Source organism: Mycobacterium sp. 1245852.3, assembly GCF_001669335.1.
In the GTDB taxonomy this organism is placed as follows: domain Bacteria; phylum Actinomycetota; class Actinomycetes; order Mycobacteriales; family Mycobacteriaceae; genus Mycobacterium; species Mycobacterium europaeum_A.
In genome coordinates this window covers 1-23,947 of the sequence record NZ_LZLL01000018.1, presented here as the reverse complement: position 1 = coordinate 23,947, position 23,947 = coordinate 1, and the positions used below count along the sequence as shown (strand labels likewise).

The following is a 23,947-nucleotide window of genomic DNA, read 5'->3' as shown; positions in this document are numbered from 1 at the left end:
GTGCTATACACGAAACACCATGGACGAGCGCACGGTAACCGCGTACAGCGCGCAGATTCTCGACATCGATGAACCCGGCGACCGTCTGATACTGGAGCGGCTGCGAGCCGATCCCACCGTCGAGATCGTCGACCGGCTCGACGCGCAACTGGCCAATCTGCGCGGCCTGCGCCCACCGCCGGATTCGACGCTGCTCGACGAAGGGGCTCGGTGGGCGTACTACCCGTGGCGGCGCGCCGCCGTTGCGGTGCTGGGGCCGCGCGGGTTTCGGGCGCTACGACTTGATCGCAACAGAAACAACATCACCGCGGCGGAACAGACCAAACTCAGCTCACTGACGATCGGCGTCGCCGGTCTGAGCGTCGGCCATGTCATCGCGCATACCTTGGCGGTTCAGGGCTTGTGTGGCCGCCTGCGGCTGGCGGATTTCGATCACTTGGAACTGTCGAATCTGAATCGGGTGCCGGCCACCGTATTCGACCTCGGATTGAACAAAGCTCAGGTCGCGGCGCGCAGGATCGCCGAGCTCGATCCCTACCTGGCGGTGGACGTGTTCGATGCCGGGATCACCGCGGACACCATCGATGCCTTTCTGGACGGACTGGACATCGTCATCGAGGAGTGCGATTCGCTCGACATGAAGATCGCCCTGCGGATGGCGGCCCGTGACAGGCGAATCCCCACGTTGATGGCGACCAGCGACCGGGGGCGGGTCGACGTCGAACGCTTCGATCAAAACCCTGGGCGCCCGGTCATGCACGGGCTGCTGGATCAGCTCGATATCGAGCAAGTGGCGGGCATGAGCACCCGCGAGAAGCTCCCGCACATGCTGCGTTACGACGAAGCCGAGCACATCTCGCCCCGCACCGCCGCGTCGCTCATCGAGATCGACCGATCGCTGTCGACGTGGCCGCAGTTGGCATCCGATGTCATCGTCGGCGCTGCGGCGATGGCCGAGGCTGTGCGCAGAATCGGATTGGGTGAGAACCTGAGATCCGGCCGGTGCCGCATCGACACCGGCGCGGCGCTCGACGAACTCGACGAAGTCGAGACGGCCCAGCTTCACCCCGCGCGAGACACCGAACCGGGAAGCGACCCGGCCGCATCCGCATTCGACGACACGATTGTCGCCGCCGCGATGCGCGCCCCGTCGGGGGGAAACAGCCAGCCGTGGTGCATCGACGCGCAACCGACCAGCCTCACCATAAGCGTTGCCCCGGAACATACTTCGACGATGGACGTGGGCTTCCGCGGCAGCGCTGTCGCGGTGGGGGCCGCGTTGTGCAACGTCAGGATCGCCGCCGCCGCCCGTGGGATGCTCGGACCGGTGAGCGTTTCCGAAGACGCAGCCGGGTCTCCGGTACGGGCCACGATGCACTTCGGAAACGGTAACGACCCCGCCCTGGCCGATCTGTACGAACCGATGCTCGCGCGCGAGACCAACCGTCATCGCGGAATCCCACAACCGCTCGACGATCAGACGGCCAAATTGCTCACCGTCACCGCCGAGGGCGAGGGCGCGCGTCTGCACCTACTCACCGAGCGAGACGACCTGGCGCGGGCCGCAACGATTTTCGGTGCGGCCGACCGCATCCGGTACCTGACGCGGCAACTGCACACCGAGATGGTCTCGGAGCTGCGCTGGCCTGGGGATCCCGACCCCGACACCGGTATCGACGTACGCTCCCTCGAACTCGAAGCCAGCGACCTGGCGCTGATGGATATCGTGCGCCGCCCCGACGTCATGGCTTACCTTGCCGAATGGAACGCCGGCAGCGCCTTGGGCGACGGCATGCGCGACGAAGTCCTCGGCAGCTCGGCGCTGGCGGTGCTGACCGTGACCGGAAGTCGCCTTGGTGACTACGTCCGCGGCGGGTCGGCCGTCGAGGCGGTATGGATCGTTGCCCAGCGGGAAGGCCTCGCCGTCCGGCCGTTGTCACCGGTCTTCCTGCACGCGCGAAATGCTGCCGATCTGCACGAGTTGTCGGCCGGTTTCGCCGGCGAATTGGCACGATTACAAGACGATTTCGTGCGCCTCACCGCAACCGCTCCCGAAGAATCCATCGTGCTGGCCTTGCGCTTGACCACCGCGCCGCCACCCTCGGTGTCCAGTCGCCGCAGCCCGAGCCGGGTCCGCACTCAAGGCCTCTGATCCGCCGCCGTCGCGCGGCGAGCACCATCGGCGCCACAGCACCTCAGAACGGCTTCGCCGTGAATCCCCATCGCAACAACGCCGACTCGCGGCGGGCCCTACCGCGCAACCCAGGGTCCCGCGTGCCGGTCACGCCGTGCGGTTCGCCGCGCGACCCGAATGTCCAGTACGCCTGCAGATAGGGCACGGGTGTCGAGTGGCCGCAATGCATTTCGTGCAGTCCCGCTGCGGCGAGCTCTGTCGACAGTTCCGCGATGGTGAACGCCGCCGCCTCGCTTGCAATGGCGTCCTGGCGCAGGACGGCCGGCGAGGCGGGGTCGGCGATCTCGAGCATCTTGGGGGCGGCCGCCGGGTCCCGCAGGCGCTGAAAATCGGAAATCCACACTGCCGCACCGCTGCGGCGTTGGAGGTCGGCGATCTCCCGGAGGGCGCCGCGCAACGTGTCGAAATCCGGTAGCTGATGCAGGGTCCACATGCAGGAGATGGCGTCCCACGGACGCGTTGAAATCTGCTCCGGCAGCGCCGTGATGTCCTCCTGACGCAGTTCGACGCGGTCCCCCAGGCCTTCGGCGTCGAACAGCTCCCGCGCCGTGGACAGCATGTTCGGGGCGAGATCGACGGCGGTGGCCCGAACGTCGGGCCGTCGGCGCAGCACGGCGCTGAGCGCACGGCCGGAACCGACGCCGAGGTCCAGCAGGTGGCCGTCGGGCGGCAGCAGCGCATCAAGCGCCCGAGCGCACAAGTCGTAGACCGCGAGCATCCCCGGGTTGGATCCGCCACCGGTGTGAAACTGGGCAACGGACTCCGGATCGTCCACCACCATCGGCTCAGGAATGCGCTCACGCCCTGCCGGATGCGACCGCTCACGCAAGACGATGCCGGGCATCCGCCACAGGGGCCGAATTCTGTTCACCCTCAACCTTTCATGGAGTCCGCGTCACCGATTTCGGGTCAGGTTCTGGCGACGGTCGAGCATTGGGCCGATCTGTCGTACATGATTATCAACCCGTCCCTGCAATTTCACTGGCAGCCCGGTGAATTCGCCGCGTCGAAACGGATGTGCTGGAATACTTGTCCGGTCAGCGGGGGCCGGCAAGCTTGTGGCCTGCGCGGTCCTACCGGATCGGCGTAGGCAACATCATTATCCGCGGGAGGTAGGCGTGGTTCAGGCCCTGGCGAGTGACGAAATCAAGTACTTACCCCTGCCGCCGGTGAACCCGATGCCCTTTCGTCAGCGCCTCGCGGCGGTGCGCGAATTCAGCACCGGGACGGAAAGGCTGCGTGATGCCGGCGGCCGGGTGAGCTTTTTCACCTTGGGGCCGCGATGGCTGATGCCGCCGATGGTGCTTGCGACGTCTCCGGAAGCCATCCGCGACATCCTCAGTACCAAAGACGATTCCGTCGACAAGACCACACCCGTCTTCGAGCAGGTGCGCCACATCATCGGCGCCAGTCTCACCGATCTTCCCTTCGAGCCATGGAAGTCACGTCGGCGCACCCTACAGCCGGTGTTCACCAAACAGCGGGTGAGCGAGTTCGGCGGTCACATGGAGCAGGCGGCGCAATCGGTGAGCGAGGGGTGGCAGGACGGTGCCGTCATCGATCTGGACGCCGAGTGCCGCACGATAACGTTGCGCGCGCTGGGCCGATCGGTGCTCGGACTCGACCTGGAACAGCGGGCCGACGAGGTTGTCGAGCCGCTACGGGTCGCGTTGGCCTACGCGGTCAGGCGCGCGACCAATCCGCTTCGTGCGCCTCGCTGGTTGCCCACACCGGCGCGGCGGCGCGCGCGAGCGGCAAGCGCCAAACTGCACGCTCTGACGCAGGAGATCCTGCGAGACTGTCGCTCCGATCCGACACGAGTCGCACCGCTGGTCCACGCGCTCATCGCGGCGCAGGATCCGGTGACCGGAAAGCGGTTGACCGATAAGGAGATTTGCGACGAGCTGGTCATGTTCCTGTTCGCCGGCCACGACACCACCACGACGGCCTTGACCTATGCCCTGTGGGCTTTGGGACACCACCCCGATTACCAAGAGCGGGTGGCGGCCGAGGTTGCGGCCCTACCGGATCGCCCGCTGACGTCCGACGACCTGCCCCGGCTCGGATTCACCATGCAGGTGATACGGGAGTCGCTTCGCCTGTGCCCGCCGGCCCCCACCGGCACGCGCATGGCCTCCCGCGACGTCGCGGTGGCCGGCTATCGGGTGCCGAGGGGCACCATGCTCATCGTCGGGCGAATGGCCGTACAGCGCGACCCGCAACTTTGGCAGGATCCACTTCGGTTCGACCCCGAGCGGTTCAGTCCGGAGAACTTCAAGGCGCTCGATCGGTGGCAATACCTGCCATTCGGTGGCGGACCGCGCTCCTGCATCGGCGACCATTTCGCCATGCTCGAAGTGACACTCGCCTTGGCAACCCTCATCCGCCGAGCCGAAATCCGCTCTCTGGATGCCGAGTTTCCGCTCGCACTGCACTTCACCATGATCGCCGGCGGCCCGGTCCCCGCTCGCGTTCGACCGCGTCGCCAGCCCGTTTCGCCGACCAGCTAACGCCCTTGCGCCGCGTCGGATCGTCGAAACACCGCATCGTCGCCGAGCTCATGCGGCCTTGATCACACTTGCCCGTCAACGTGAGCGAATCATTGCTAGACGCCCTATGCAATGCCAAACGCAGCGCACCGGTTACCGCTACGGTTAGGGCAATGTCGGGCACACTGGACCACCTGGTCACCGCTGCCGCCGCCGAGTTGATGGCGGCCACCGTGGCGGACTCTGCCGCGATCAGCCAACGCGTGCTCGGCAACCTGGTTCGCGACCTGGGGGTGGACTTCAGCTTCCTGCGCCACAACGACCACACCATCCGCGCGACGCGCCTCATCGCCGAATTCCCGCCACGCAACGCCGACCCGGACCCGATCGGTCTGGTGTATTTCGCCGATGCCGACTCGATCTTCGCGCGGACCGAACACCTCAAGGTGCCCGAGGTGGTCCGTCCCGAGCCCGAGAACGCCGACTACCAGCACCGGATCGAGGAGGGCACCGGAGCTCCCGCCGTCTCGCTGGCCGCCGTTCCGCTGCTGTCCGGCGACGTCACCACCGGCACGCTCGCCTTCGGCAAGCTCGGCGACCGGGAATGGCTATCCGAAGAACTCAACGCGCTACAGGCGATCGCTGCCCTGTTCGCGCAACTGCAGGCCCGCGTCGTCGCCGAACAGCAAATTCACTACCTCGCCGAGCACGACGAACTCACCGGACTGCTGAACCGCAGGGCGCTCATCGCCTACCTCGACGACCGGCTCGCGAAGGGACAGCCCGGCCCGGTCTCGGTTGTGTTCCTCGCCATAGACCGCTTCAAGGTCATCAACGGTCGCCTCGGCCAGGACGCCGGCGATCGATTCATCGAGAAGTTCGCCGCGCTGCTGCGCGAGACCACCGAGATTCCCTCCGTCATCGCCCGCTTCGGCGGCGACGAGTTCGGCATCGTGCCCGCCGGGGCCATGGACGTCGAGGCCGCCGAAACGTTCGCAAGCTCGCTGCACGAGCGGGTCCACCTACCGATCCCCATCGACGATGAGATGCTCAGTCGCACCGTAAGTATCGGCGTCGCGACCGGCGTACCCGGGGACGAGACCACGTCGGACCTGCTCCGGCGGGTCGACCAGGCCACCCGGTCGGCCAAGGCATCCGGCGGCAACAACGTCGCGACCTTCCGCCCGGAAATGTCGACAACCGACATGATCCGCAACGACATCGAGCTGCACCTGGAAGGGATGATCGAGGGCGGTGGCGGCGCATTGGTCCTGCACTACCTCCCGGAGTTCGACATGCACACCGGGAAGATCCTGGGCACCGAGGCGCTGATCCGTTGGCAACACCCCACTCTGGGGCTACTGATGCCCGATTCGTTCATCCAGGTCGTGGAATCGATCAACCTCGGTGCCAAACTGGGGCGTCTGGTAATGCGCTCGGCGTGTGCGCAATTCGGGCTCTGGCGGTCACACGGTGTCGGCAACGGCACGGTGCTTCGAATCAACGTCTCCCCCGTGCAGCTCGTCACCGCAGGTATCGTTGACACCGTCGCTGCCACCCTCGACGAGTTCGGGCTCGATCCCAGCACCGTCTGTCTGGAAATCACCGAAAGCGTTGTGGTCCAAGATATCGACGCCACACGTCAGACGTTGTTCGGATTGAAGGACGTCGGGGTACAGATCGCCATCGACGACTTCGGCACCGGCTACAGCGTGCTGACCTATCTGAAATCTCTGCCCGTCGATTCGCTGAAGATCGACAAGGGGTTTGTCCAGAACCTGGACACCAACGCCGGCGACCTGGCGATCGTGCGCTCGACGATGGCCCTGGCCGACGCGTTCGGGCTCGACGTCGTGGCCGAGGGGGTGGAATCCGTGGCGGCGGCCGAGAGGCTGCTCAGCCTGGGATGCCATCGCGCACAAGGGTTTCTGCTGTCCCGCCCGCTTGACAGCACGGCGATGGAGTCGCTCCTGGCCAAGCGCGCCATACCGATGAACTTCTCCACCACCCGGTTCTCGGGAACAGGGAACGCGGTTTAAACCCGCCGAACGCGCGGGCGCTCAGGCGCGATATTGGAGCAGGTAGTAATACGCCGGGGTCTTCCGGTCGTCGAGCTCCTGCTCGTCGCCGGTGAACAACAGCGTCCAGTCGGGCGTGAAACGTTGTTGGATCTCGGCGTGACCGATGCCCGGCACGCCGAATCGGCCCCCGGGAGGGAACGCGGCGATGAACAGCCGCGCGCCGGGTGCCGCCACGGCGCCGACTTCCCGGACGTACGCGTCACGGTCGGCGCCACTCATGTTGTGGATGCAGCCGTTGTCGACGATCAGGTCGAAGCCTGTTCCGATCCCGGACTGACTCAGCTGCGTCACGTCGGCGCGCACGAAGTCGACCGCGACACCGGCTTTGCCGGCTTTCGCCTGCGCTTTGTCGAGCGGTTTCGCGACGTAGTCGACCCCGGTGACCTGCCAGCCCTGCTGGGCGAGGTAGACGGCGCAGTCCCCGGTGCCGCAGCCGACGTCGAGGGCCCGCCCGGTGGGCAGCGCGGGCGTGTCTGAAGTTCCCTCGACGAGATCCCGCAGACCTTGGCCGATCGGGTGGCCCTCCCACGGCGTGAAGCCGATCCGGTAGAAGAACCGAAATCGCGTGTGTCGAGAAGCCATAGCCGCAATGATGACATTCGCGCCAACCGGCCCGACATCGCCTTCCCGGTTTCACCGGCGGGATGCCGCGACCCAGCACACTTGCGCGGGCAACCGGGAACGCCTCGGCACCACGTCATTTCGTGCTATGCCGAGATGCGGCTGAGGATTTCGGCGTTCTCGGCGCACATCAGCTTGAATTGTCCGGGCTCGGCATGTGTGGCAAGGGTGCGGCGATCCCACCACATCACCTTGGTCCGGTAGTCGTCGGTGGGATACGCCGCCGCGGTTACCCGGTTGGCCACGACGCCCCCGGACGACTGCCACTGCTCGAGCACGTGCGCGGCCGCGGTGGCCATCACGAACTGAACGCCCAACAGCGTCATCATCGGCAGCGCGGTACGCGCCAGCACCGTGGACAGCGCCCGATTGCCATATTCGCGAGAATTGGTCCACGCGCTTTTCACCTCCACGACGCCAAACGGAAGCCGGTTGGAAATCATATGGCGCAGCAAGGGAAGTCCCGGATTGCCTTTCCATTCCTCGAGAGCGTGGGAGTCTTCCGGCGACCGCAGGGGCCCTACCACCCGCGTGCCTCCGACCACCCGCCCTTGCGGATCGAGCACGACAAAAAACAATGCCGTGTCGGCGCCGTCCCGAATCTGGTCGACGTCGAGCACCCACTCCAGCCCGTGCCGCCGATAACTGTCCAGCGCGCCGTCCAGGTACTGATTCCACAGCACGGGCTCTGCCTGCGGCGTGGCCGCGGTGACCCAACATCCCGTCGCGTGATCGCGCCAGCCGAACCCGGTGTCCGACCACGGGGCGTCAATCCCGATTCCCGTGAGTTGTGCCGCTTCCATCCGTGACCTCCACCTATTTGCAGTTACTACCGAGTAATTTTTTTGAACGGGTCTTGAGCCATTTGTTAATTCGACTCGCGACAAATTAACCAAGGGGATTGTGACATAAACGGCCGAATACGGCCGCACTGCGCGGCCAATGATGTTGCGATATCGAGCTTGTCTCGCATTTGTTTTGACACAGCGGGCTTGCCACTGTGCCCCGGGGCCGATTTCGGCACTGCGGCCCCGCCCACGGACGTTGCGACATTTCGGCCGCTCGTGGCAGTACCGTGACGGCATGCCCGACGAACCCACCACTTCCGGCGCCGCCGGATCCGGCCCGGAGTACGACGACTCCGGTGTGCCGACCTTCGAGTCGGTGCGCGACCAGATCGAGGCCCGCTACGCGACGGCGCAAGGCGCCGCCGAGCTCGATGCGGAATCAGCCGAGGGCCGTTCGGTCTCGGAACAGTACGACGAACGCCGGCGCGCCGCGGCCGAGCGGCTGGCCCAGATCCGCGACGCGATGAAGCCCGAGAACAGTTGACGCGCGGGCTCAGGCGGTGACTTTGCGACGCCGGTTCGATCGCTGCGGGGCGCCCGATGCCGCCGGGCTCCGGCCGATCACCTCGGCGAGGAACTTCCCGGTGTAGCTCTCCGGCACGGCGGCGACGTCCTCCGGAGTGCCTTCCGCGACAACGGTTCCGCCCTCGGCACCGCCTTCCGGCCCCATGTCGACGATCCAGTCCGAGGTCTTGATCACGTCCAGGTTGTGCTCGATGACGATGACCGTATTACCCTTGTCGACAAGGCCGTTGATGACCTTCAGCAACTTGCGGATGTCGTCGAAATGCAGTCCCGTGGTGGGCTCGTCGAGGATGTACACCGTGCGCCCGGTCGAGCGCTTCTGCAGTTCCGCGGCCAGTTTGACGCGTTGCGCCTCGCCGCCGGACAGCGTCGGTGCGGGCTGGCCGAGCCGCACATACCCCAGCCCCACGTCGACCAGGGTGCGCAGATACCGGTGGATGCCGGTGATCGGCTCGAAGAACTCCGCCGCCTCCTCGATGGACATGTCCAGCACCTCGGAGATGGTCTTGCCCTTGTAATGCACCTCAAGGGTTTCCCGGTTGTACCGGGCGCCGTGGCAGACCTCGCACGGCACGTACACGTCGGGCAAAAAGTTCATCTCGATCTTTATCGTGCCGTCGCCGGTGCACGCCTCGCAGCGGCCGCCCTTGACGTTGAACGAGAACCGGCCCGGTTGATAGCCACGGACTTTGGCCTCGGTGGTGGCCGCGAACAGGGTGCGGATCTTGTCGAACACCCCGGTGTAAGTGGCCGGGTTGGACCGCGGCGTGCGGCCGATCGGTGACTGGTCCACCCGGACCAGCTTGTCCAGGTGGTCCAGCCCGGTGACCCGGGTGTGCCGGCCGGGGACCTGCCGGGCGCCGTTGAGCCGGTTGGCCAGCACCGCCGCCAGGATGTCGTTCACCAGGGTCGACTTGCCGGAACCCGATACCCCGGTCACCGAGGTGAGCACGCCGAGCGGGAACGAGACGTCGATGCCGCGCAGGTTGTGCTCGCGGGCGCCGACGACGGTGAGCCGCCGCTTGTCGACCGGGCGCCGCCTGGCGGGCATCTCGATGCGTTCCTTGCCCGACAGGTAGGCGCCGGTGATCGAGTCCTTGTTCGCCAAAAGCTCGCTGTAGGTGCCGCTGTGCACGATCTTGCCGCCGTGCTCACCGGCCCGCGGGCCGATGTCGACTATCCAGTCGGCGTGCGCGATGGTGTCCTCGTCGTGCTCGACGACGATCAGCGTGTTGCCCAAACCCCTTAGCCGCGTGAGGGTTTCGATGAGCCGGCGGTTGTCGCGCTGATGCAGCCCGATGGACGGCTCGTCGAGGACGTAGAGCACGCCGACCAGACCGGACCCGATCTGGGTGGCCAGCCGAATGCGTTGCGCCTCACCGCCGGACAGCGTCGCCGCGGCGCGGGACAGCGACAGGTACTCCAGCCCCACGTCGAGCAAAAAGCCCAGCCGCGACTGGATTTCCTTGAGCACCTGCCCCGCGATCGCCTGCTCGCGCGGACCCAGGGTGAGCGCGTTGAGGAAGTCGGCGCAGTCCGAGATCGACAGCTCGCAGACCTCGGCGATGGACTTCGCGCCCCGGTCCCCCGCGGCCAGCAACACCGCCAGAATCTCGGGCTTGAGCCGGGTGCCCTCACACACCGGGCAGGGCACGTCGCGCATGAAGCCTTCGTAGCGTTCCTTCATCTGCTCGGACTCGGTCTGCGCCATCTTGCGCTGCAGGAACGCCAGCACGCCCTCGAAATCGGCGTAGTAGGACCGGGTGCGCCCGTACCGGTTGCGGTACCGCACGTGCACCTGGTGGTCGGAGCCCTCGAGAATCGCCTTGCGGGCCTTGGCCGGCAGCTTGCGCCACGGGGTGTCGACGTCGAAGCCCAGCTCGTCGCCGAGCCCGGCCATCATCCGGGTGAAGTACTCCGCGGTGTGGCCCGTCGACCACGGGGCCACCGCGCCCTCGGCTAGGGTGCGTTCGGGGTCGGGCACCACCAGGTCGGGGTCGACCTCCTTGCGGATGCCCAGGCCGCTGCACTCGGGGCAGGCGCCGTAGGGCGAGTTGAACGAGAACGACCGCGGTTCCAGGTCGTCGACCGCCAGCGCGTGCCCGTTGGGGCAGGCCAGCTTCTCGGAGAACCGCTGCTCCCGGTTGTGCGCGTCGTGTTCGTGGTCGACGAACTCGAGCACCACGATGCCGTCCGCCAGGTTCAGCGCGGTCTCCACCGAATCGGTCAGCCGCTGCTTGGCGGACGCCTTGACGGTGAGGCGGTCCACCACCACCTCGATGTCGTGCTTTTCCTGCTTCTTCAGCTTCGGCGGGTCGGTCAACGGGTGCACGACACCGTCGACCCGCACCCGGCTGTAGCCCTGGGCGTTGAGCTTCTCGAAAAGGTCGGCGAATTCGCCCTTGCGGGTGCGCACCACCGGGGCGAGCACCAGGAATCGGGTGCCCTCGGGCATCGCCAGCACCTGATCGACGATTTGCTGCGGGGTCTGCCGGGCGATCCGCTCGCCGCAGATCGGGCAGTGCGGCGTGCCGGCCCGCGCGTAGAGCAGCCGCAGGTAGTCGTAGACCTCGGTGATCGTGCCGACGGTCGATCGCGGGTTGCGGTTGGTGGACTTCTGGTCGATGGACACCGCCGGGGACAGGCCCTCGATGAAGTCGACGTCGGGCTTGTCCATCTGGCCCAGGAACTGGCGGGCGTAGGCCGACAGGGACTCGACGTAGCGGCGCTGCCCCTCGGCGAAAATCGTGTCGAAGGCCAGCGACGATTTTCCCGAACCCGACAGCCCGGTGAAGACGATCAGCGCGTCGCGGGGCAGGTCGAGATCGACGCCGCGCAGGTTGTGTTCGCGGGCGCCCTTGACGATCAGACGGTCAGCCAACGCTGCCCCTCTCAGAACTTTCCGGCAACTTCTCGTGGCCTCCTGGTAAGCCCGTGCGCATCCCGAACCGGAATCGCGCACGGCGCATTCCATGCTATGTGTCCATACCGACAAGCAAGTTTTGACCAGTAGCGTGACCGGTATGACTGCAGTGGACGACAACTACACCGGACACGTCGACCCCGGCACCGCGGCCCGCCGGACCCTACCCGGCGCCACGATCCTAAAGGTCTCGGTCGGCCCGATGGACAACAATGCCTATCTGATCACTTGTTCCGCTACCGGCGAAACACTGTTGATCGACGCCGCCAACGACGCGGACGTCCTGATCGACCTGATCCGGCGGCACGCGCCGAAGGTGTCGCTGATCGTGACCAGTCACCAGCACTTCGATCACTGGCAGGCGCTGGAGGCGGTGGCCGCCGCCACCGGCGCGCCGACCGCCGCCAACGAGATCGACGCGGAGCCGCTGCCGGTCAAACCGGACCGTTTGCTGTCGGGCGGTGACACCGTGCAGATCGGTGAGCTCGCCTTTGACGTCATCCATTTGCGCGGGCATACCCCGGGATCGATCGCGCTGGCCCTGGACGGCCCGGCGACCGGCGGCGTCACCCAATTGTTCACCGGCGACTGCCTGTTCCCGGGCGGCGTCGGCAAGACTTGGCAGCCCGGCGATTTCACCCAGCTGATCGAGGACGTCAGCACCCGGGTGTTCGACGTCTATGACGACTCCACCGTCATCTACCCCGGCCACGGTGACGACACGGCGTTGGGCGCCGAACGTCCCCACCTGGGCGAATGGCGCGAGCGGGGCTGGTAACCGCGCGGCCCCAGGACGCTAGGACGCTAGGACGTGGTGTGCACGATCAGCACGTCGGTCTTGGCCCGACGCGAGACGTTGGCCGGCACCGATCCCAGCAGCCGGCCGGCGATCGTGCTCAAGCCGACGTTGCCGACCACGAGCAGATCGGCCTGTTCCTCCTCGGCGAGGTGCACCAGCGCGTCGACCGGGGCCCCGACAATGGGGCGCTCGTCAATATTCTGCGCACCGGCGGCGTGGGCGCGGTCCTTGGCGTCACGCAGAATCGCGTAAATCGGCGCGGTCCCCGAAACCTTGTAGCTCTCGTCGCGCAGGACGTCGGCCGCCCGGGCGTCCTCGTGTTGGGGCAAATACGCCGACGCCACGATCAGCTTGGCGTCCGAACCGGCGATCTGTGCCGCCTTCTCTACCGCGCGCATCGAAGAATCCGAGCCATCGGTTCCTACCACCACAGTCCGATAGGCGCCCATTTACCCTCCCAGTTTCGGTTGGTCAGCCAACCCAAGACAGTAGCGCGTTTGCTCGTTGCGCAGGAGGCAGATTAGCCACACCGCGCGGCGTGGCGCGCCCGCTATTTGCGGTCACTGGCTGGGCCAACGGACAATATCGGCAATGGCAAAACAATCAAAAGCGTGCGGCCACCATGGAAGGCATTGCATTAAGCCGCTTTTCGCCAATGTCGGCACGAACAATGAATGCGCCGGGCGCAGTTTGTGAGCCGTTACATGAGCCGCGCCCTAAAGTAACAACCATCATGTCCATGCCCACCCTCGAGCCCACTCTCGAGCCGCGCGCCGGGGATGTCGGCGCCGAGCCCGGGCCCGGGGGCACGCGCGGCAGGTTGCTGGATCCCTGCACGATCGCCCTGTTCGCCACCGTTGTCAGCGCCGCCTGGGCCTGTCGGCCGTCGCTGTGGTTCGACGAGGGGGCGACGATATCGGCATCGGCGAGCCGGACAGTGCCGGAGTTGTGGCGGTTGCTCAGCCACATCGACGCCGTCCACGGGGCGTACTACCTGCTGATGCACGGCTGGTTCGCCCTGTTCCCGCCCACCGAGTTCTGGTCGCGTTTCCCGAGCTCGCTGGCCGTCGGTGCCGCCGCGGCCGGGGTCACGGTCTTCACCAGGCAGTTCTCCACCCGGCCCACCGCGGTCTGCGCGGGGGCGGTCTTCGCCATCCTGCCGCGCACCACCTGGGCGGGCATGGAGGCCCGGCCGTACGCCTTCGTGGCCGCCGCGGCGGTGTGGCTGACGGTGTTGTTCGTCGCCGCCGTTCGGCGCAACCGGCCGCGCGGCTGGGTCTGGTACGCGCTGGGGTTGATGCTGGCGATCCTGCTCAACCTCAACCTGGTGCTGTTGGTGCCGGTGTACGGCGCCCTGCTGCCGCTGCTCGCCCCGAAGGGCGCGCGCAAAGCTCCGGCGCTCTGGTGGACCGCCGGCTCCGTCGCCGCGGTGGCGGCCATGACGCCGTTCATCCTGTTCGCGCACCACCAGGTGTGGCAGGTGAACTGGATCTATCCCGTCAGCTGGCATTACGCCTTCGACATCATCCTGCGCCAGTACTTCGACCACAGCGTGGCGTTCGCGATCGCCGGCGCGGTGCTGATCGTCGCGGCGGTCGCGACCCGGCTGGCCGGCGTGCCGGCCCCGGCCGGCGACCTCCGCCGGTTGCTGGTCATCGCCACGGCGTGGATGGTGATTCCCACCGCGCTGGTCGTCGTGTATTCGGCCGTCATCGAGCCGATCTACTACCCGCGCTACCTGATCTTCACCGCACCCGCGATGGCCGTCGTCTTGGCCGTCTGCATCGTCACCGTCGCCCGCCGGCCCTGGCCGATCTCCGGCGCGGTGCTGTTGTTCGCCGTCGCCGCCGTGCCGAATTACCTGTTCGTGCAACGGTGGCCGTATGCCAAGGAGGGCTGGGACTACAGCCAGGTGGCCGATCTGATCAGCTCGCACGCGGCCCCCGGCGACTGCCTGATGGTGGACAACACCGTCCCGTGGAAGCCCGGGCCGATTCGCGCGCTGCTGGCCACCCGGCCGGCGGCCTTCCGGTCGTTGGTCGACGTCGAGCGCGGCGTCTACGGGCCGAAGGTCGGATCGCTGTGGGACGGGCACGTCGCCGTGTGGCTGACGACCGCCAAAATCAACAAATGCCCGGCGATCTGGACGATCACCAATAGGGACAATTCGCTGCCGGACCATCAAGCCGGCCCATCGCTACCGCCCGGATCCGCGTTCGGGCGCGCCCCGGCGTACCGATTCCCGGGCTACCTCGGCTTCCACATCGTCGAACGGTGGCAATTCCACTACTCGCAGGTTGTCAAGTCCACGCGGTGATTCGCCGCTGACCGAGCTCAACGTCCGGTGCCGACCGGCTGGGCTTGGCGGGTGGCGCGCGTCGCGGCGTAGGACACCGCCACGCCGGCGGCGCTCAACGCGGTGAACACCGTAAAGAGCAGGTGCGCGGCCATCCCCTCGCCGCCGGTGGCGGTGTTGACGACGACGCCCGCCAATCCTGCGCCGATCGCCGCGGAGGTCAGCTGGACGGTGTTGATGGCCGCGGAAGCCGCGCCGCCTTCGGCCGGGTCGGCGACCGACGCCATCGCGCGGGCCGACAGGTGCGGCCAGGCCATCCCGATCCCGATGCCGGCGACCAGCAGCGCGACCGCCCACAGCGCGGCGGTGCCGGCCGACCCGTCGCCGCGCCGGGCCACCGCCCCCAATGCCAGGCCGGACGCGGCCACCAGCGGCGCCACCATGACCACCCACCCGATGGTTCGTGGGTTCTCCAGCGATGCGCTGACGATCTCGCTGACCGTCCAGCCGAGGGCGAGCGCCGCCCCCAGGAACCCGGCCGCGATCGGCGTCAGATGGGCCAGCCGCTGCCCGAACAGCGGCACGTAGGTGTTCACCATCGCCGCGCCCATCAGCACGCCCATGGTCAGGTAGATCCACTTCAGCGGCCCGGGCGAGAACACGCTGGGCGGCAGGATGGCCGCGTGCATGCGCCAGTCGACGATCACGAACACGCCCACCAGCACGATGCCGGCCGCAAGCAGCCCGAACGTCGCGACGGTGTTGTGCGGAATCTGCGCGACGCTGACGGCCAGCGCGGCCACGCCGATGATCAGCAGCGACCAGACCGGCACCTTCATCCTCGGGATGCCGGTCGTCGGGCTGACCCGGGCCAGCGCGACCGGCACCAACAGGGCCATCAGCACGGTCAGGACGGCCATCGCGACGAACGCCCAGCGCCAGATGCCGAACTGCGCGAACAGGCCGCCCGTCGTGGGCCCGACCACGGTCGCCACGCCCCACATCGCCGACACCAGCGCCGAGCCCCGCGTCCACAACCAGCGGGGCAGGGCGGAGTTGATGACCGCGTAACCCAGCCCGGCCAGCAAGCCGCCGGCCACCCCCTGCATCGCCCGGCCAGCAATCAAAACATGCATGGTCGGGGCGGCGGCGCAGACCAGGCTGGCGACGCCGAACACCACGAGGCCCAGCATGTATGACGAACGCGCGCCGATGCGCAGCAGCATCGGATTGACCATCGTCGCCGCGACCACCGACCCGACGAGATACAGGGTCGTCACCCACGCGTAGAGCCGGCTGCCGCCGATTTCCGCGATGGTGTTGGGCAACAAGCTGGTGGTCAGGAACTCGTTGGTGGCGTAGAGCGCTACCCCGCCGGCCAGCAGGATGGACGTCCTCAGATACCTCGGGCCCAGCAGCTCACGCCAGCCGCCGGTGATAGTCGCCGCGTCGGTCACTCCTCCACCGTATGGGGTGCCGCGGCGACAACAGCCGCAGATCGGTTGCCAGCAAACTCATTTCAGGCCGGCGGCGTCCATCCCCCGCAGTTCCTTTTTCAGGTCGGCGATCTCGTCGCGGAACCGGGCCGCCAGCTCGAATTGCAGGTCGCGCGCGGCGGCCATCATCTGCGCGGTCAGGTCCTTGATCAGGTCGGCCAGTTCGGCGCGCGGCATGCTGGCCGTGTCGCGGCCCTCGAACACCCCGGCGCTGACGGCGCGACCGGGCTCGCCCTGCGCCCGCCGGCCACGGGACGCGTTGCGGCCCGACCCGCCGATCTCCACGGTCTCGCTGTCGTCGGCCTCGCGGTAGACCTGGTCGAGGATGTCGGCGATCTTCTTGCGCAGCGGCTGCGGGTCGATGCCGTGCTCCTCGTTGTACGCGACCTGCTTGGCCCGACGCCGTTCGGTCTCGTCGATGGCCTCTTTCATCGAGTCGGTGATGGTGTCGGCGTACATGTGCACCTCACCGGAGACGTTGCGGGCGGCGCGGCCGATGGTTTGAATCAGGCTGCGCGATGACCGCAGGAAGCCCTCCTTATCGGCGTCCAGGATCGCCACGAGCGACACCTCGGGCAGGTCCAGCCCCTCGCGCAGCAGGTTGATGCCGACCAGCACGTCGTATTCGCCCAGCCGCAGCTGACGCAGCAGCTCGACCCGGCGCAACGTGTCGACCTCGGAGTGCAGGTAGCGCACCCGGATGCCCATCTCCAGCAGGTAGTCGGTGAGGTCCTCGGCCATCTTCTTGGTCAGCGTGGTCACCAGCACCCGCTCGTCGGCCTCGGTGCGCTTGCGGATTTCGCCGATCAGGTCGTCGATCTGGCCCTTGGTCGGCTTGACGACGACCTTCGGGTCGACCAGGCCGGTGGGCCGGATCACCTGCTCGACGAACTCGCCACCGGACTGGCTGAGCTCGTAGGGACCGGGGGTGGCCGACAGGTACACCGTCTGCCCGATCCGGTCGGCGAACTCCTCCCAGGTCAGCGGGCGGTTGTCGCACGCCGACGGCAGCCGGAAGCCGTATTCGACCAGGTTGCGTTTGCGCGACATGTCGCCCTCGTACATCCCGCCGATCTGCGGGACGGTGACGTGTGATTCGTCGATGACCAGCAGGAAGTCTTCCGGGAAGTAGTCCAGCAGCGTGGCCGGCGGTGAGCCCGGGCCCCGGCCATCGATGTGCCTTGAGTAGTTTTCGATGCCCGAGCAGAAGCCGACCTGGCGCATCATCTCGATGTCGTAGTTGGTGCGCATCCGCAACCGCTGCGCCTCGAGCAGCTTGCCCTGGCCCTCCAGCTCGGCCAGCCGCTCGGCCAGCTCGGCTTCGATCGTCGAGATCGCCATCGCCATCCGCTCCGGGCCGGCGACGTAGTGGGTGGCCGGGAAGATCCGCAGCGAGTCGACCTGGCGGATGACGTCACCCGTCAAGGGGTGTAGGTAGTACAGCGCCTCGATCTCGTCGCCGAAGAATTCGATGCGCACCGCCAGCTCTTCATAGGACGGGATGATCTCCACCGTGTCGCCGCGCACCCGGAACGAGCCGCGGGTGAACGACAGGTCGTTGCGGGTGTACTGAACGTCGACCAGCAACCGCAGCAGACCGTCCCGGGGCACCTCGTTGCCGACCCGGAGCTCGACCGAGCGGTCGAGATACGACTGCGGGGTGCCCAGGCCGTAGATGCAGGACACCGACGCCACCACGACCACGTCGCGGCGCGACAGCAGCGACGACGTCGCGGAGTGCCGCAGCCGTTCCACGTCGTCGTTGATCGAGCTGTCCTTCTCGATGTAGGTGTCGGTCTGCGCGATGTACGCCTCGGGCTGGTAGTAGTCGTAGTACGAGACGAAGTATTCAACAGCGTTGTGCGGCAACATCTCTCGCAGCTCGTTAGCCAGCTGCGCGGCCAGCGTCTTGTTGGGCGCCATCACCAGGGTGGGCCGCTGCAGCCGCTCGATGAGCCAGGCGGTGGTCGCCGACTTGCCGGTGCCGGTGGCGCCGAGCAGCACGACGTCGCGCTCTCCCGCCCTGATCCGGCGTTCCAGCTCCTCGATGGCGGCCGGCTGGTCCCCGGCGGGTTGGTGTGGGCTGACGACCTCGAAGCGGCCGCCGACGCGCACCAACCCCTCCACGGCCTCTTCGGCCGGGCGGTACTCCGAATGCGCTACTACGGGATGTTCCGTGGCGAATGCCATGCCACCAGGGTAGAACCGATCACCGACAAGTGCCGTGGCGGTGGTTTTACCAGGTCGGCGGGGCACCTTCGCCACATCCGTCACGTCCGTACCTGTCCGGAAGGACAACGCTTACCCCAAACGTGCCAGCGCATGCGCTAGCGAGTTTGAAACTCACGTCGTGGTACCTGGAGACCGACCCGCCCCGCGAGACCGACTACCCCGCCGGACGCGTCCAGGTCCGGGTGACCGGATCGCATTGCAGCAGATAGCCGTCGCTGGACGTGCTCATGGCGAACACCGAGGTGCCCGGCCGGTCGCAGGAGCTGCCCGCGGCGTGCACGCCCATCGTGATCGGCGCCTTGGCCCAGCTGCTGCCCTCGCAGACGATCTGCTCGTTGTTGGTCGGGTCGTAGGCCACCTTGCCGACGTCGCTGCACAACCCGCCGAGCACCGGCGGCGCCGGGGCCGACGCGGAGGTCGAGGTGTTGATGACCTGGGTGGGATCGCCCAGCGCCACCTTCGCGGGCGCATCGCCCGCCCGGGTGGCCACCACCGGCACCCGCACCACCGCTCCCTGGGCCCCGCATTCGTTGCTGAGCACGGTCTCGGTCTCCGTGCCGCGCAGCGTGCCGTCCGCCTGCGGCGCCAGCGACCAGGCGACGGTTTCCTGCTGGGTGGCCCGCACCTGACCGTTGGGCTGGGTGCAGCCCACCCGCTGCTGCACGGGCGCACCCTGCCAGTAGCCGCCCACGAAGCGCAGGGTGTCGGTCTGTCCGCCATCGGTGGTGTTGGCCACCTGGTGAGTGGCGTCGTCCAGCTGGGTGCCGGTGGCCGCACATCCGTTGGTGGTGCACACCGACCGGAAGGCCCACCAGTTGGTGGCGGCGCCGTCGTGCCGGATCGAGATGCCGTTGGTGGTGCGCTTGGCCTGGTCGTAGGCCAGCCGATACGTCCCGTTGAGCACGGGTCCGCCCGCGGTGGGCGCGGCACTCGCGGCCGGCACCGACGGCTTGGAGGCGAGCGCCGGGTTGCTCGGCGGCGGGCCGGGCTGGAAGGAGTAGAGGATCGACCAGGTCGCCGCGACGGCGATCAGTACCGCACACACCAGCGCGGCCGCCCATCGGGTTTTCGACGAAAAACGGTGGCCCAGAACGGCAATGACGCCGGCGGGACCGCGCCGGCGATGCTCCGTCGCCACCACGGCGCGGGGCGCGACGCCACGGCCGAACTCGGAGGCGGCCCCGGACGACTCGCTGACGGCGGTGGCCAACGCGCGGCACCGGTCGAACCTGTCCTCGGGGCGCTTGGCGAGGGCCCGGGCGAACACCTCGTCGAGCTCGGCGAGGTCGGGGCGAAAATCGCTGAGCCGCGGCGGTTCCTGATGCAGGTGCTGGCTGATCACCGCGATCGGGTTGGAATGCTGAAACGGCGGCGCTCCGGTGAGCAGGTGGAAAGCCGTTGCGGCCAAAGCGTATTGATCGGCCCGGCCGTCGATGGGCGAACCCGTCAGCTGCTCGGGCGCGGCGTACGCCACCGTTCCGACGGCGACGTTGGTCTCGGTGATCCCGCTGATGTCACCCAGGTGGCGCGCGACCCCGAAGTCCGCCAACAGGATTCGGCGCTCCCCCGCCTCGGGGTGGGTGAGCAGGATGTTGGCCGGCTTGACGTCGCGGTGCAGCAGTCCACGGTCGTGGGCGTAGTCCAGCGCGCCCGCCACCGCTTGCACGATGGCGCACACCTCGTGAATGGGCATCCCCTCGGCGTAGTTCTCCTTGACCAGCCGGGAGGCGTCGGTGCCCTCGACGTAGTCCATCGAAATCCACAGGTGCCCGTTGAATTCGCCCCGGTCGTGCACACCCACGATGTGCGGGTGCCACAGCGTCGCGGCGAGATCGGCCTCGCGATTGAATCTTTCGCGAAACTCGGGGTCGGCGGTCACCGCCTCGGCGAGGACCTTGATCACGTCGCGGCGGGGCAGCCGGGGATGCAACGCCAGGTAGACCTCGGCCATGCCGCCCGCACCGAGCTGCCGCAAAATCGTGTAGCCGGCGAACGATGCGCCGTTGCCCACCGCCAGGCGCTGCCCGCTGGACTCGTTGAGTTGTTGGGCGGCCACGGGTTCCGCGTTCGGGGCCGAATCGACCGGTGGTATCCGGCGGAACAGCTGCCCGATCGGCATGGCGGGCAACGAGTGAAACCCCGCGCGCAACGCCGCACGGGCTTGTCGCGGGTTGCTCAACAGCCGCCGTCCGGCGCCGATGCGCCGAGTAGTTCCCTTGTGCTCGTTCATCAATGCCCTGCCCCCTCGTTTTCCGGCACCGCCCCCTGGTGTCGCCGCGCTGTGCTGCGGATCGCAGCACCCTGGGCGTGCGCATCGCGATTGGGCCCTCTGCGTCTCGTCGCTTGCCGGCACCACAGTGTGCTCGACGCGCGCGGACGCAACCCTTATTGCACCCCTCCCGTTCGAATAATGCCGCACGCCAGTAGGCGATTCGTCTCAGCAGGCTATGAAAGGGCTATGAGTGGCCGACTCGAGACAAAGGGAAGTCACAGGTGGCTCCAATAGAGCGCACTGCCAACGCTGGCCGATACTTGAGTGGTGACTCGACCCGCCCCGCCCATTCTGACAATTCGGCATGACGGGTCCCAACGATCCTTCGCGGCGGGCCACGAGGTGGTCGTCGGGCGCGACGTGCAGGCCGATGTGCGCATCGCCGATCCGCGGATTTCGCGCGCGCATCTGATCGTGCGGTTCGACCAAGGCCGTTGGCTGGCAATCGACAACGGCTCGCTGAACGGCACCTACCTCAACGGCTACCGGATGCCGGTGGTCGATATTCACGACGGGCAGAGCATTCACATCGGCAACCCCCAGGGGCCGCGCCTGACCTTTGCGATCGGGCCCCAGCAGGGTCATGCCGGCCAGCCGCCGCGGCCCAGGCCGAGTCACGACTCCGGGCCGCCGACGCTGGCATGGACTGCGCTTGCCGAGCAAACGAATCCGACGCATCCGCCGCGGCCCCCACAGGGCCGAACCGGCGGCCAGAACAGGGGTCCCGCTCGCGGCGGCCCGCAGGGCGCGCCGTCGCGCCCGGTGCCACCCCGGCAGCCGGCGAGGCCGCCGAACGCGCCCCCGCGACAGCCGACGGTGCCGCCTCGCCAGGCGCCACCGCCCCGCGTGCCGCCGGCGCCGGCGCCGCGCGGCGTACCGCCCGAGGAGCGGACCGTCATCGACCCGGGCTCACCGGCAAGGCTGCAGGTCAGCCCGCCCGCCGCGGGCGAAACCGAGGCGCCACCACAGCCATCCGCAACGCCCGCAGCGGAATTCACCGTGATCGACGCCAAGACGGCCGACGTGTCGAACCTGGCGACGCGTTTTGTGAAATTGCTCTCGCCGCGCGCGTCCTCGGCGGCGGGCACCGCCGGCGCCATGACGATCGGCCGCGCCCCCGAGAACGACATCGTCGTCTCCGACGTGTTGGCGTCGCGCCAGCATGCCACCCTGGTTCCCACCCAGCTGGGCACGGAGATCCGCGACAACAGCGTCAACGGGACGTTCGTCAACGGCACCAGGGTCGGGTCGGCCATCCTGTCGCAGGACGACATCGTCACCATCGGCAACGTCGACCTGGTGTTCCGCGACGGCGCCCTGACCGAACGCGGCGGCGCCGCCACCCGCACCGGCGGCCTCGAGGTGCGCGACGTCTCCTACGTCGTCGACAACGGCAAGCAGTTGCTCGACGACATCTCCCTGACCGCGCGCCCCGGGACGCTGACCGCCGTGATCGGCGGTTCGGGCGCCGGCAAGAGCACACTGGCCCGGCTCATCGCCGGTTACACCACCCCGACGTCGGGCTCAGTCACGTTCGAGGGACACAACATTCACGCCGAGTACGCATCGCTGCGCAGCAGGATCGGCATCGTTCCCCAAGACGACGTGGTGCATCGTCAGCTGACCATCAACCAGGCGCTGGGCTACGCCGCCGAGCTGCGGCTGCCGCCCGACACCGGCAAGAGAGACCGCGCGAACGTTGTCGCCCAGGTGCTCGAGGAACTCGACCTGACCAAGCACGCCGACACCCGCGTCGAAAAGCTGTCCGGCGGGCAGCGCAAGCGCGCCTCGGTGGCGCTCGAACTGCTGACCGGCCCGTCGCTGCTGATCCTCGACGAGCCGACCTCGGGGCTGGACCCCGCGCTGGACCTGCAGGTCATGACGATGCTGCGCCAGTTGGCCGATGCCGGCCGGGTGGTGCTGGTGGTGACACACTCGCTGTCCTACCTCGACGTCTGCGACCAGGTGCTGCTGATGGCCCCGGGCGGCAAGACCGCCTACTGCGGCGCGCCCGACCAGATCGGTGGGGCGATGGGCACCACCAACTGGGCGAAGATCTTCACCCAGGTCGGCGCCGACCCCGACGAGGCCAACCGCCGCTTCCTGGAACAGAACGAGGCCCAGAAGCGGCCGCAGCGGTACCTGCCCGACAAGACCGACGAGCCGAGCAGCCTCGGGGAACCGGTTCACACCAGCGTGCGCCGCCAGATCTCGACGATCGCCCGGCGGCAGGTGCGCCTGGTGATCGCCGACCGCGCCTACTTCGTGTTCCTGGCGCTACTGCCGTTCATTTTGGGCTCGCTGTCGCTGACCGTGCCGGGCAGCAACGGATTTCACGCACCCGCGCCGAACGCGGGGACACCCGACGAAGCCGCGCAGATACTGGCCCTGCTGATGCCGGCCGCGGCATTCATGGGCACCGCCTTGACAATTCGCGACCTGGTCGGCGAGCGCGCCATCTTCCAGCGTGAGCAGGCGGTGGGCTTGTCGACCACCGCCTACCTGCTGGCCAAGAGCGCGGTGTTCTGCGGGTTCGCGGTATTGCAGTCGGCGATCGTCACGGCGATCGTGGTGGTCGGCAAGAGCGCCCCGACGCGCGGCGCGGTGCTGTTCGGCCACTCGACCGTCGGGGCCACCGTCGAACTGTTCGCCACCGTCGCGGCGACGTGCGTCGCCTCGGCCATTCTGGGCCTGGCGATTTCGTCGCTGGTGCGCTCCAGCGAGCAGATCATGCCGCTGTTCGTGGTGGCCGTGATGGCGCAGCTGGTGCTGTGCGGCGGGATGGTGCCGGTGACCGGCCGCCTCGGGTTGAACCAGCTGTCGTGGGCGATGCCGGCGCGCTGGGGCTACGCCGCGGCATCGTCGACGGTGGACCTGCGTCACCTGGTGCCCGACACCCTGCTGTCACAGGATCGGTTCTGGCAGCACACGCCGAAGATCTGGCTGCTCGACATGGGCATGCTGGCCGCGCTGTCGATCTTCTACGCCGGGTTCGTGCGATGGAAGATCCGGTTGCGCCGGTAACGAGGCGGCCCGGCGGCGGTAGGGTGACACCATTCACCCGCCGAAGCACGAGACATTCGACCTGGTGGCCCGCACGAACACCGATCCCAAGGGCATCGTGCGGACCGTCGACGAATATGCCGTGCACCCGTGGGGCCTCTACATCGC

15 protein-coding genes are annotated in these 23,947 nt (G+C 67.7%); 7 read left to right on the top strand and 8 right to left on the bottom strand.

All coding sequences use genetic code 11. The features are described from left to right. The first annotated feature begins 19 nt into the window (after positions 1 to 19). The gene (locus A9W96_RS00765; protein ID WP_067137377.1) at positions 20 to 2,152 is read left to right on the top strand and encodes an Rv1355c family protein; all 2,133 of its coding nucleotides are present in this window, start codon (positions 20 to 22) and stop codon (positions 2,150 to 2,152) included. A 43-nt stretch (positions 2,153 to 2,195) separates the two neighbouring features. Here A9W96_RS00765 and A9W96_RS00760 read toward each other — a convergent pair whose 3' ends face one another. Then, positions 2,196 to 3,065, bottom strand: coding sequence for a class I SAM-dependent methyltransferase (locus tag A9W96_RS00760; protein ID WP_231999555.1), 870 nt, complete (start codon positions 3,063 to 3,065; stop codon positions 2,196 to 2,198). Between the two features lie 247 nt (positions 3,066 to 3,312). On the opposite strand from A9W96_RS00760, the gene A9W96_RS00755 reads away from it, so the two are divergent. Both A9W96_RS00755 and A9W96_RS00750 read left to right on the top strand, forming a co-directional pair. Next, complete coding sequence (locus A9W96_RS00755) at positions 3,313 to 4,704, top strand: cytochrome P450 (RefSeq protein ID WP_067137373.1); 1,392 nt, start codon at positions 3,313 to 3,315, stop codon at positions 4,702 to 4,704. A gap of 152 nt (positions 4,705 to 4,856) precedes the next feature. Next, entirely contained in the window at positions 4,857 to 6,722 is a 1,866-nt protein-coding gene (locus A9W96_RS00750; RefSeq protein WP_067137371.1) for a bifunctional diguanylate cyclase/phosphodiesterase, read from the top strand. Positions 6,723 to 6,743: 21 nt separating this feature from the next. Here the strand turns inward: A9W96_RS00750 and A9W96_RS00745 are convergent, their stop codons facing one another. Together A9W96_RS00745 and A9W96_RS00740 are read right to left on the bottom strand one after the other, a co-directional pair. After that, positions 6,744 to 7,346 carry a bifunctional 2-polyprenyl-6-hydroxyphenol methylase/3-demethylubiquinol 3-O-methyltransferase UbiG gene (locus tag A9W96_RS00745; protein ID WP_066861490.1) on the bottom strand — a complete coding sequence of 201 codons (603 nt, stop codon included), beginning with the start codon at positions 7,344 to 7,346 and terminating at the stop codon, positions 6,744 to 6,746. Positions 7,347 to 7,471: 125 nt separating this feature from the next. Beyond that, a complete protein-coding gene (locus A9W96_RS00740; RefSeq protein ID WP_066861493.1) occupies positions 7,472 to 8,188 on the bottom strand; it encodes a hypothetical protein in 717 nt (238 codons plus the stop codon). Positions 8,189 to 8,468: 280 nt separating this feature from the next. Here A9W96_RS00740 and A9W96_RS00735 point away from each other — a divergent pair, with 280 nt between their 5' ends. Continuing rightward, positions 8,469 to 8,717 carry a hypothetical protein gene (locus A9W96_RS00735; RefSeq protein WP_066861495.1) on the top strand — a complete coding sequence of 83 codons (249 nt, stop codon included), beginning with the start codon at positions 8,469 to 8,471 and terminating at the stop codon, positions 8,715 to 8,717. 9 nt (positions 8,718 to 8,726) lie between these two features. Here the strand turns inward: A9W96_RS00735 and uvrA are convergent, their stop codons facing one another. Next, positions 8,727 to 11,639: an excinuclease ABC subunit UvrA gene (gene uvrA / locus A9W96_RS00730; protein WP_067137368.1), complete on the bottom strand. Its 2,913-nt coding sequence runs from the start codon at positions 11,637 to 11,639 to the stop codon at positions 8,727 to 8,729. Positions 11,640 to 11,781: 142 nt separating this feature from the next. On the opposite strand from uvrA, the gene A9W96_RS00725 reads away from it, so the two are divergent. Then, positions 11,782 to 12,459: an MBL fold metallo-hydrolase gene (locus tag A9W96_RS00725; protein ID WP_067137366.1), complete on the top strand. Its 678-nt coding sequence runs from the start codon at positions 11,782 to 11,784 to the stop codon at positions 12,457 to 12,459. Between the two features lie 26 nt (positions 12,460 to 12,485). Here the strand turns inward: A9W96_RS00725 and A9W96_RS00720 are convergent, their stop codons facing one another. Then, entirely contained in the window at positions 12,486 to 12,929 is a 444-nt protein-coding gene (locus A9W96_RS00720; RefSeq protein WP_066861503.1) for a universal stress protein, read from the bottom strand. A gap of 284 nt (positions 12,930 to 13,213) precedes the next feature. Between A9W96_RS00720 and A9W96_RS00715 the strand changes: the two genes are divergently transcribed. After that, the gene (locus tag A9W96_RS00715) at positions 13,214 to 14,797 is read left to right on the top strand and encodes a glycosyltransferase family 39 protein (RefSeq protein ID WP_067137364.1); all 1,584 of its coding nucleotides are present in this window, start codon (positions 13,214 to 13,216) and stop codon (positions 14,795 to 14,797) included. A gap of 17 nt (positions 14,798 to 14,814) precedes the next feature. On the opposite strand, the gene A9W96_RS00710 is transcribed toward A9W96_RS00715, so the two are convergent. The 3 genes from A9W96_RS00710 to A9W96_RS00700 form a co-directional block, all read right to left on the bottom strand. Continuing rightward, positions 14,815 to 16,233: an MFS transporter gene (locus A9W96_RS00710; protein WP_067137362.1), complete on the bottom strand. Its 1,419-nt coding sequence runs from the start codon at positions 16,231 to 16,233 to the stop codon at positions 14,815 to 14,817. 57 nt (positions 16,234 to 16,290) lie between these two features. Continuing rightward, on the bottom strand, positions 16,291 to 18,462 hold the full coding sequence (uvrB, locus tag A9W96_RS00705; RefSeq protein ID WP_066875913.1) for an excinuclease ABC subunit UvrB: 2,172 nt from the start codon (positions 18,460 to 18,462) through the stop codon (positions 16,291 to 16,293). A 196-nt stretch (positions 18,463 to 18,658) separates the two neighbouring features. Next, positions 18,659 to 20,734, bottom strand: coding sequence for a serine/threonine-protein kinase (locus tag A9W96_RS00700; protein ID WP_067137360.1), 2,076 nt, complete (start codon positions 20,732 to 20,734; stop codon positions 18,659 to 18,661). Positions 20,735 to 21,040: 306 nt separating this feature from the next. On the opposite strand from A9W96_RS00700, the gene A9W96_RS00695 reads away from it, so the two are divergent. Then, a complete protein-coding gene (locus A9W96_RS00695) occupies positions 21,041 to 23,800 on the top strand; it encodes an FHA domain-containing protein (protein WP_197499356.1) in 2,760 nt (919 codons plus the stop codon). Positions 23,801 to 23,947: the final 147 nt, after the last annotated feature.

What these genes read in the sequence shown, in the direction of transcription:
- A9W96_RS00765 (WP_067137377.1), top strand. Translation starts at nt 20, where the DNA reads ATGGACGAGCGCACGGTAACCGCGTACAGCGCGCAGATTCTCGACATC.
- A9W96_RS00750 (WP_067137371.1), top strand. Translation starts at nt 4,857, where the DNA reads ATGTCGGGCACACTGGACCACCTGGTCACCGCTGCCGCCGCCGAGTTG.
- A9W96_RS00745 (WP_066861490.1), bottom strand. Translation starts at nt 7,346, where the DNA reads ATGGCTTCTCGACACACGCGATTTCGGTTCTTCTACCGGATCGGCTTC.
- A9W96_RS00740 (WP_066861493.1), bottom strand. Translation starts at nt 8,188, where the DNA reads ATGGAAGCGGCACAACTCACGGGAATCGGGATTGACGCCCCGTGGTCG.
- A9W96_RS00735 (WP_066861495.1), top strand. Translation starts at nt 8,469, where the DNA reads ATGCCCGACGAACCCACCACTTCCGGCGCCGCCGGATCCGGCCCGGAG.
- A9W96_RS00725 (WP_067137366.1), top strand. Translation starts at nt 11,782, where the DNA reads ATGACTGCAGTGGACGACAACTACACCGGACACGTCGACCCCGGCACC.
- A9W96_RS00720 (WP_066861503.1), bottom strand. Translation starts at nt 12,929, where the DNA reads ATGGGCGCCTATCGGACTGTGGTGGTAGGAACCGATGGCTCGGATTCT.
- A9W96_RS00715 (WP_067137364.1), top strand. Translation starts at nt 13,214, where the DNA reads ATGTCCATGCCCACCCTCGAGCCCACTCTCGAGCCGCGCGCCGGGGAT.
- uvrB (WP_066875913.1), bottom strand. Translation starts at nt 18,462, where the DNA reads ATGGCATTCGCCACGGAACATCCCGTAGTAGCGCATTCGGAGTACCGC.
- A9W96_RS00700 (WP_067137360.1), bottom strand. Translation starts at nt 20,734, where the DNA reads ATGAACGAGCACAAGGGAACTACTCGGCGCATCGGCGCCGGACGGCGG.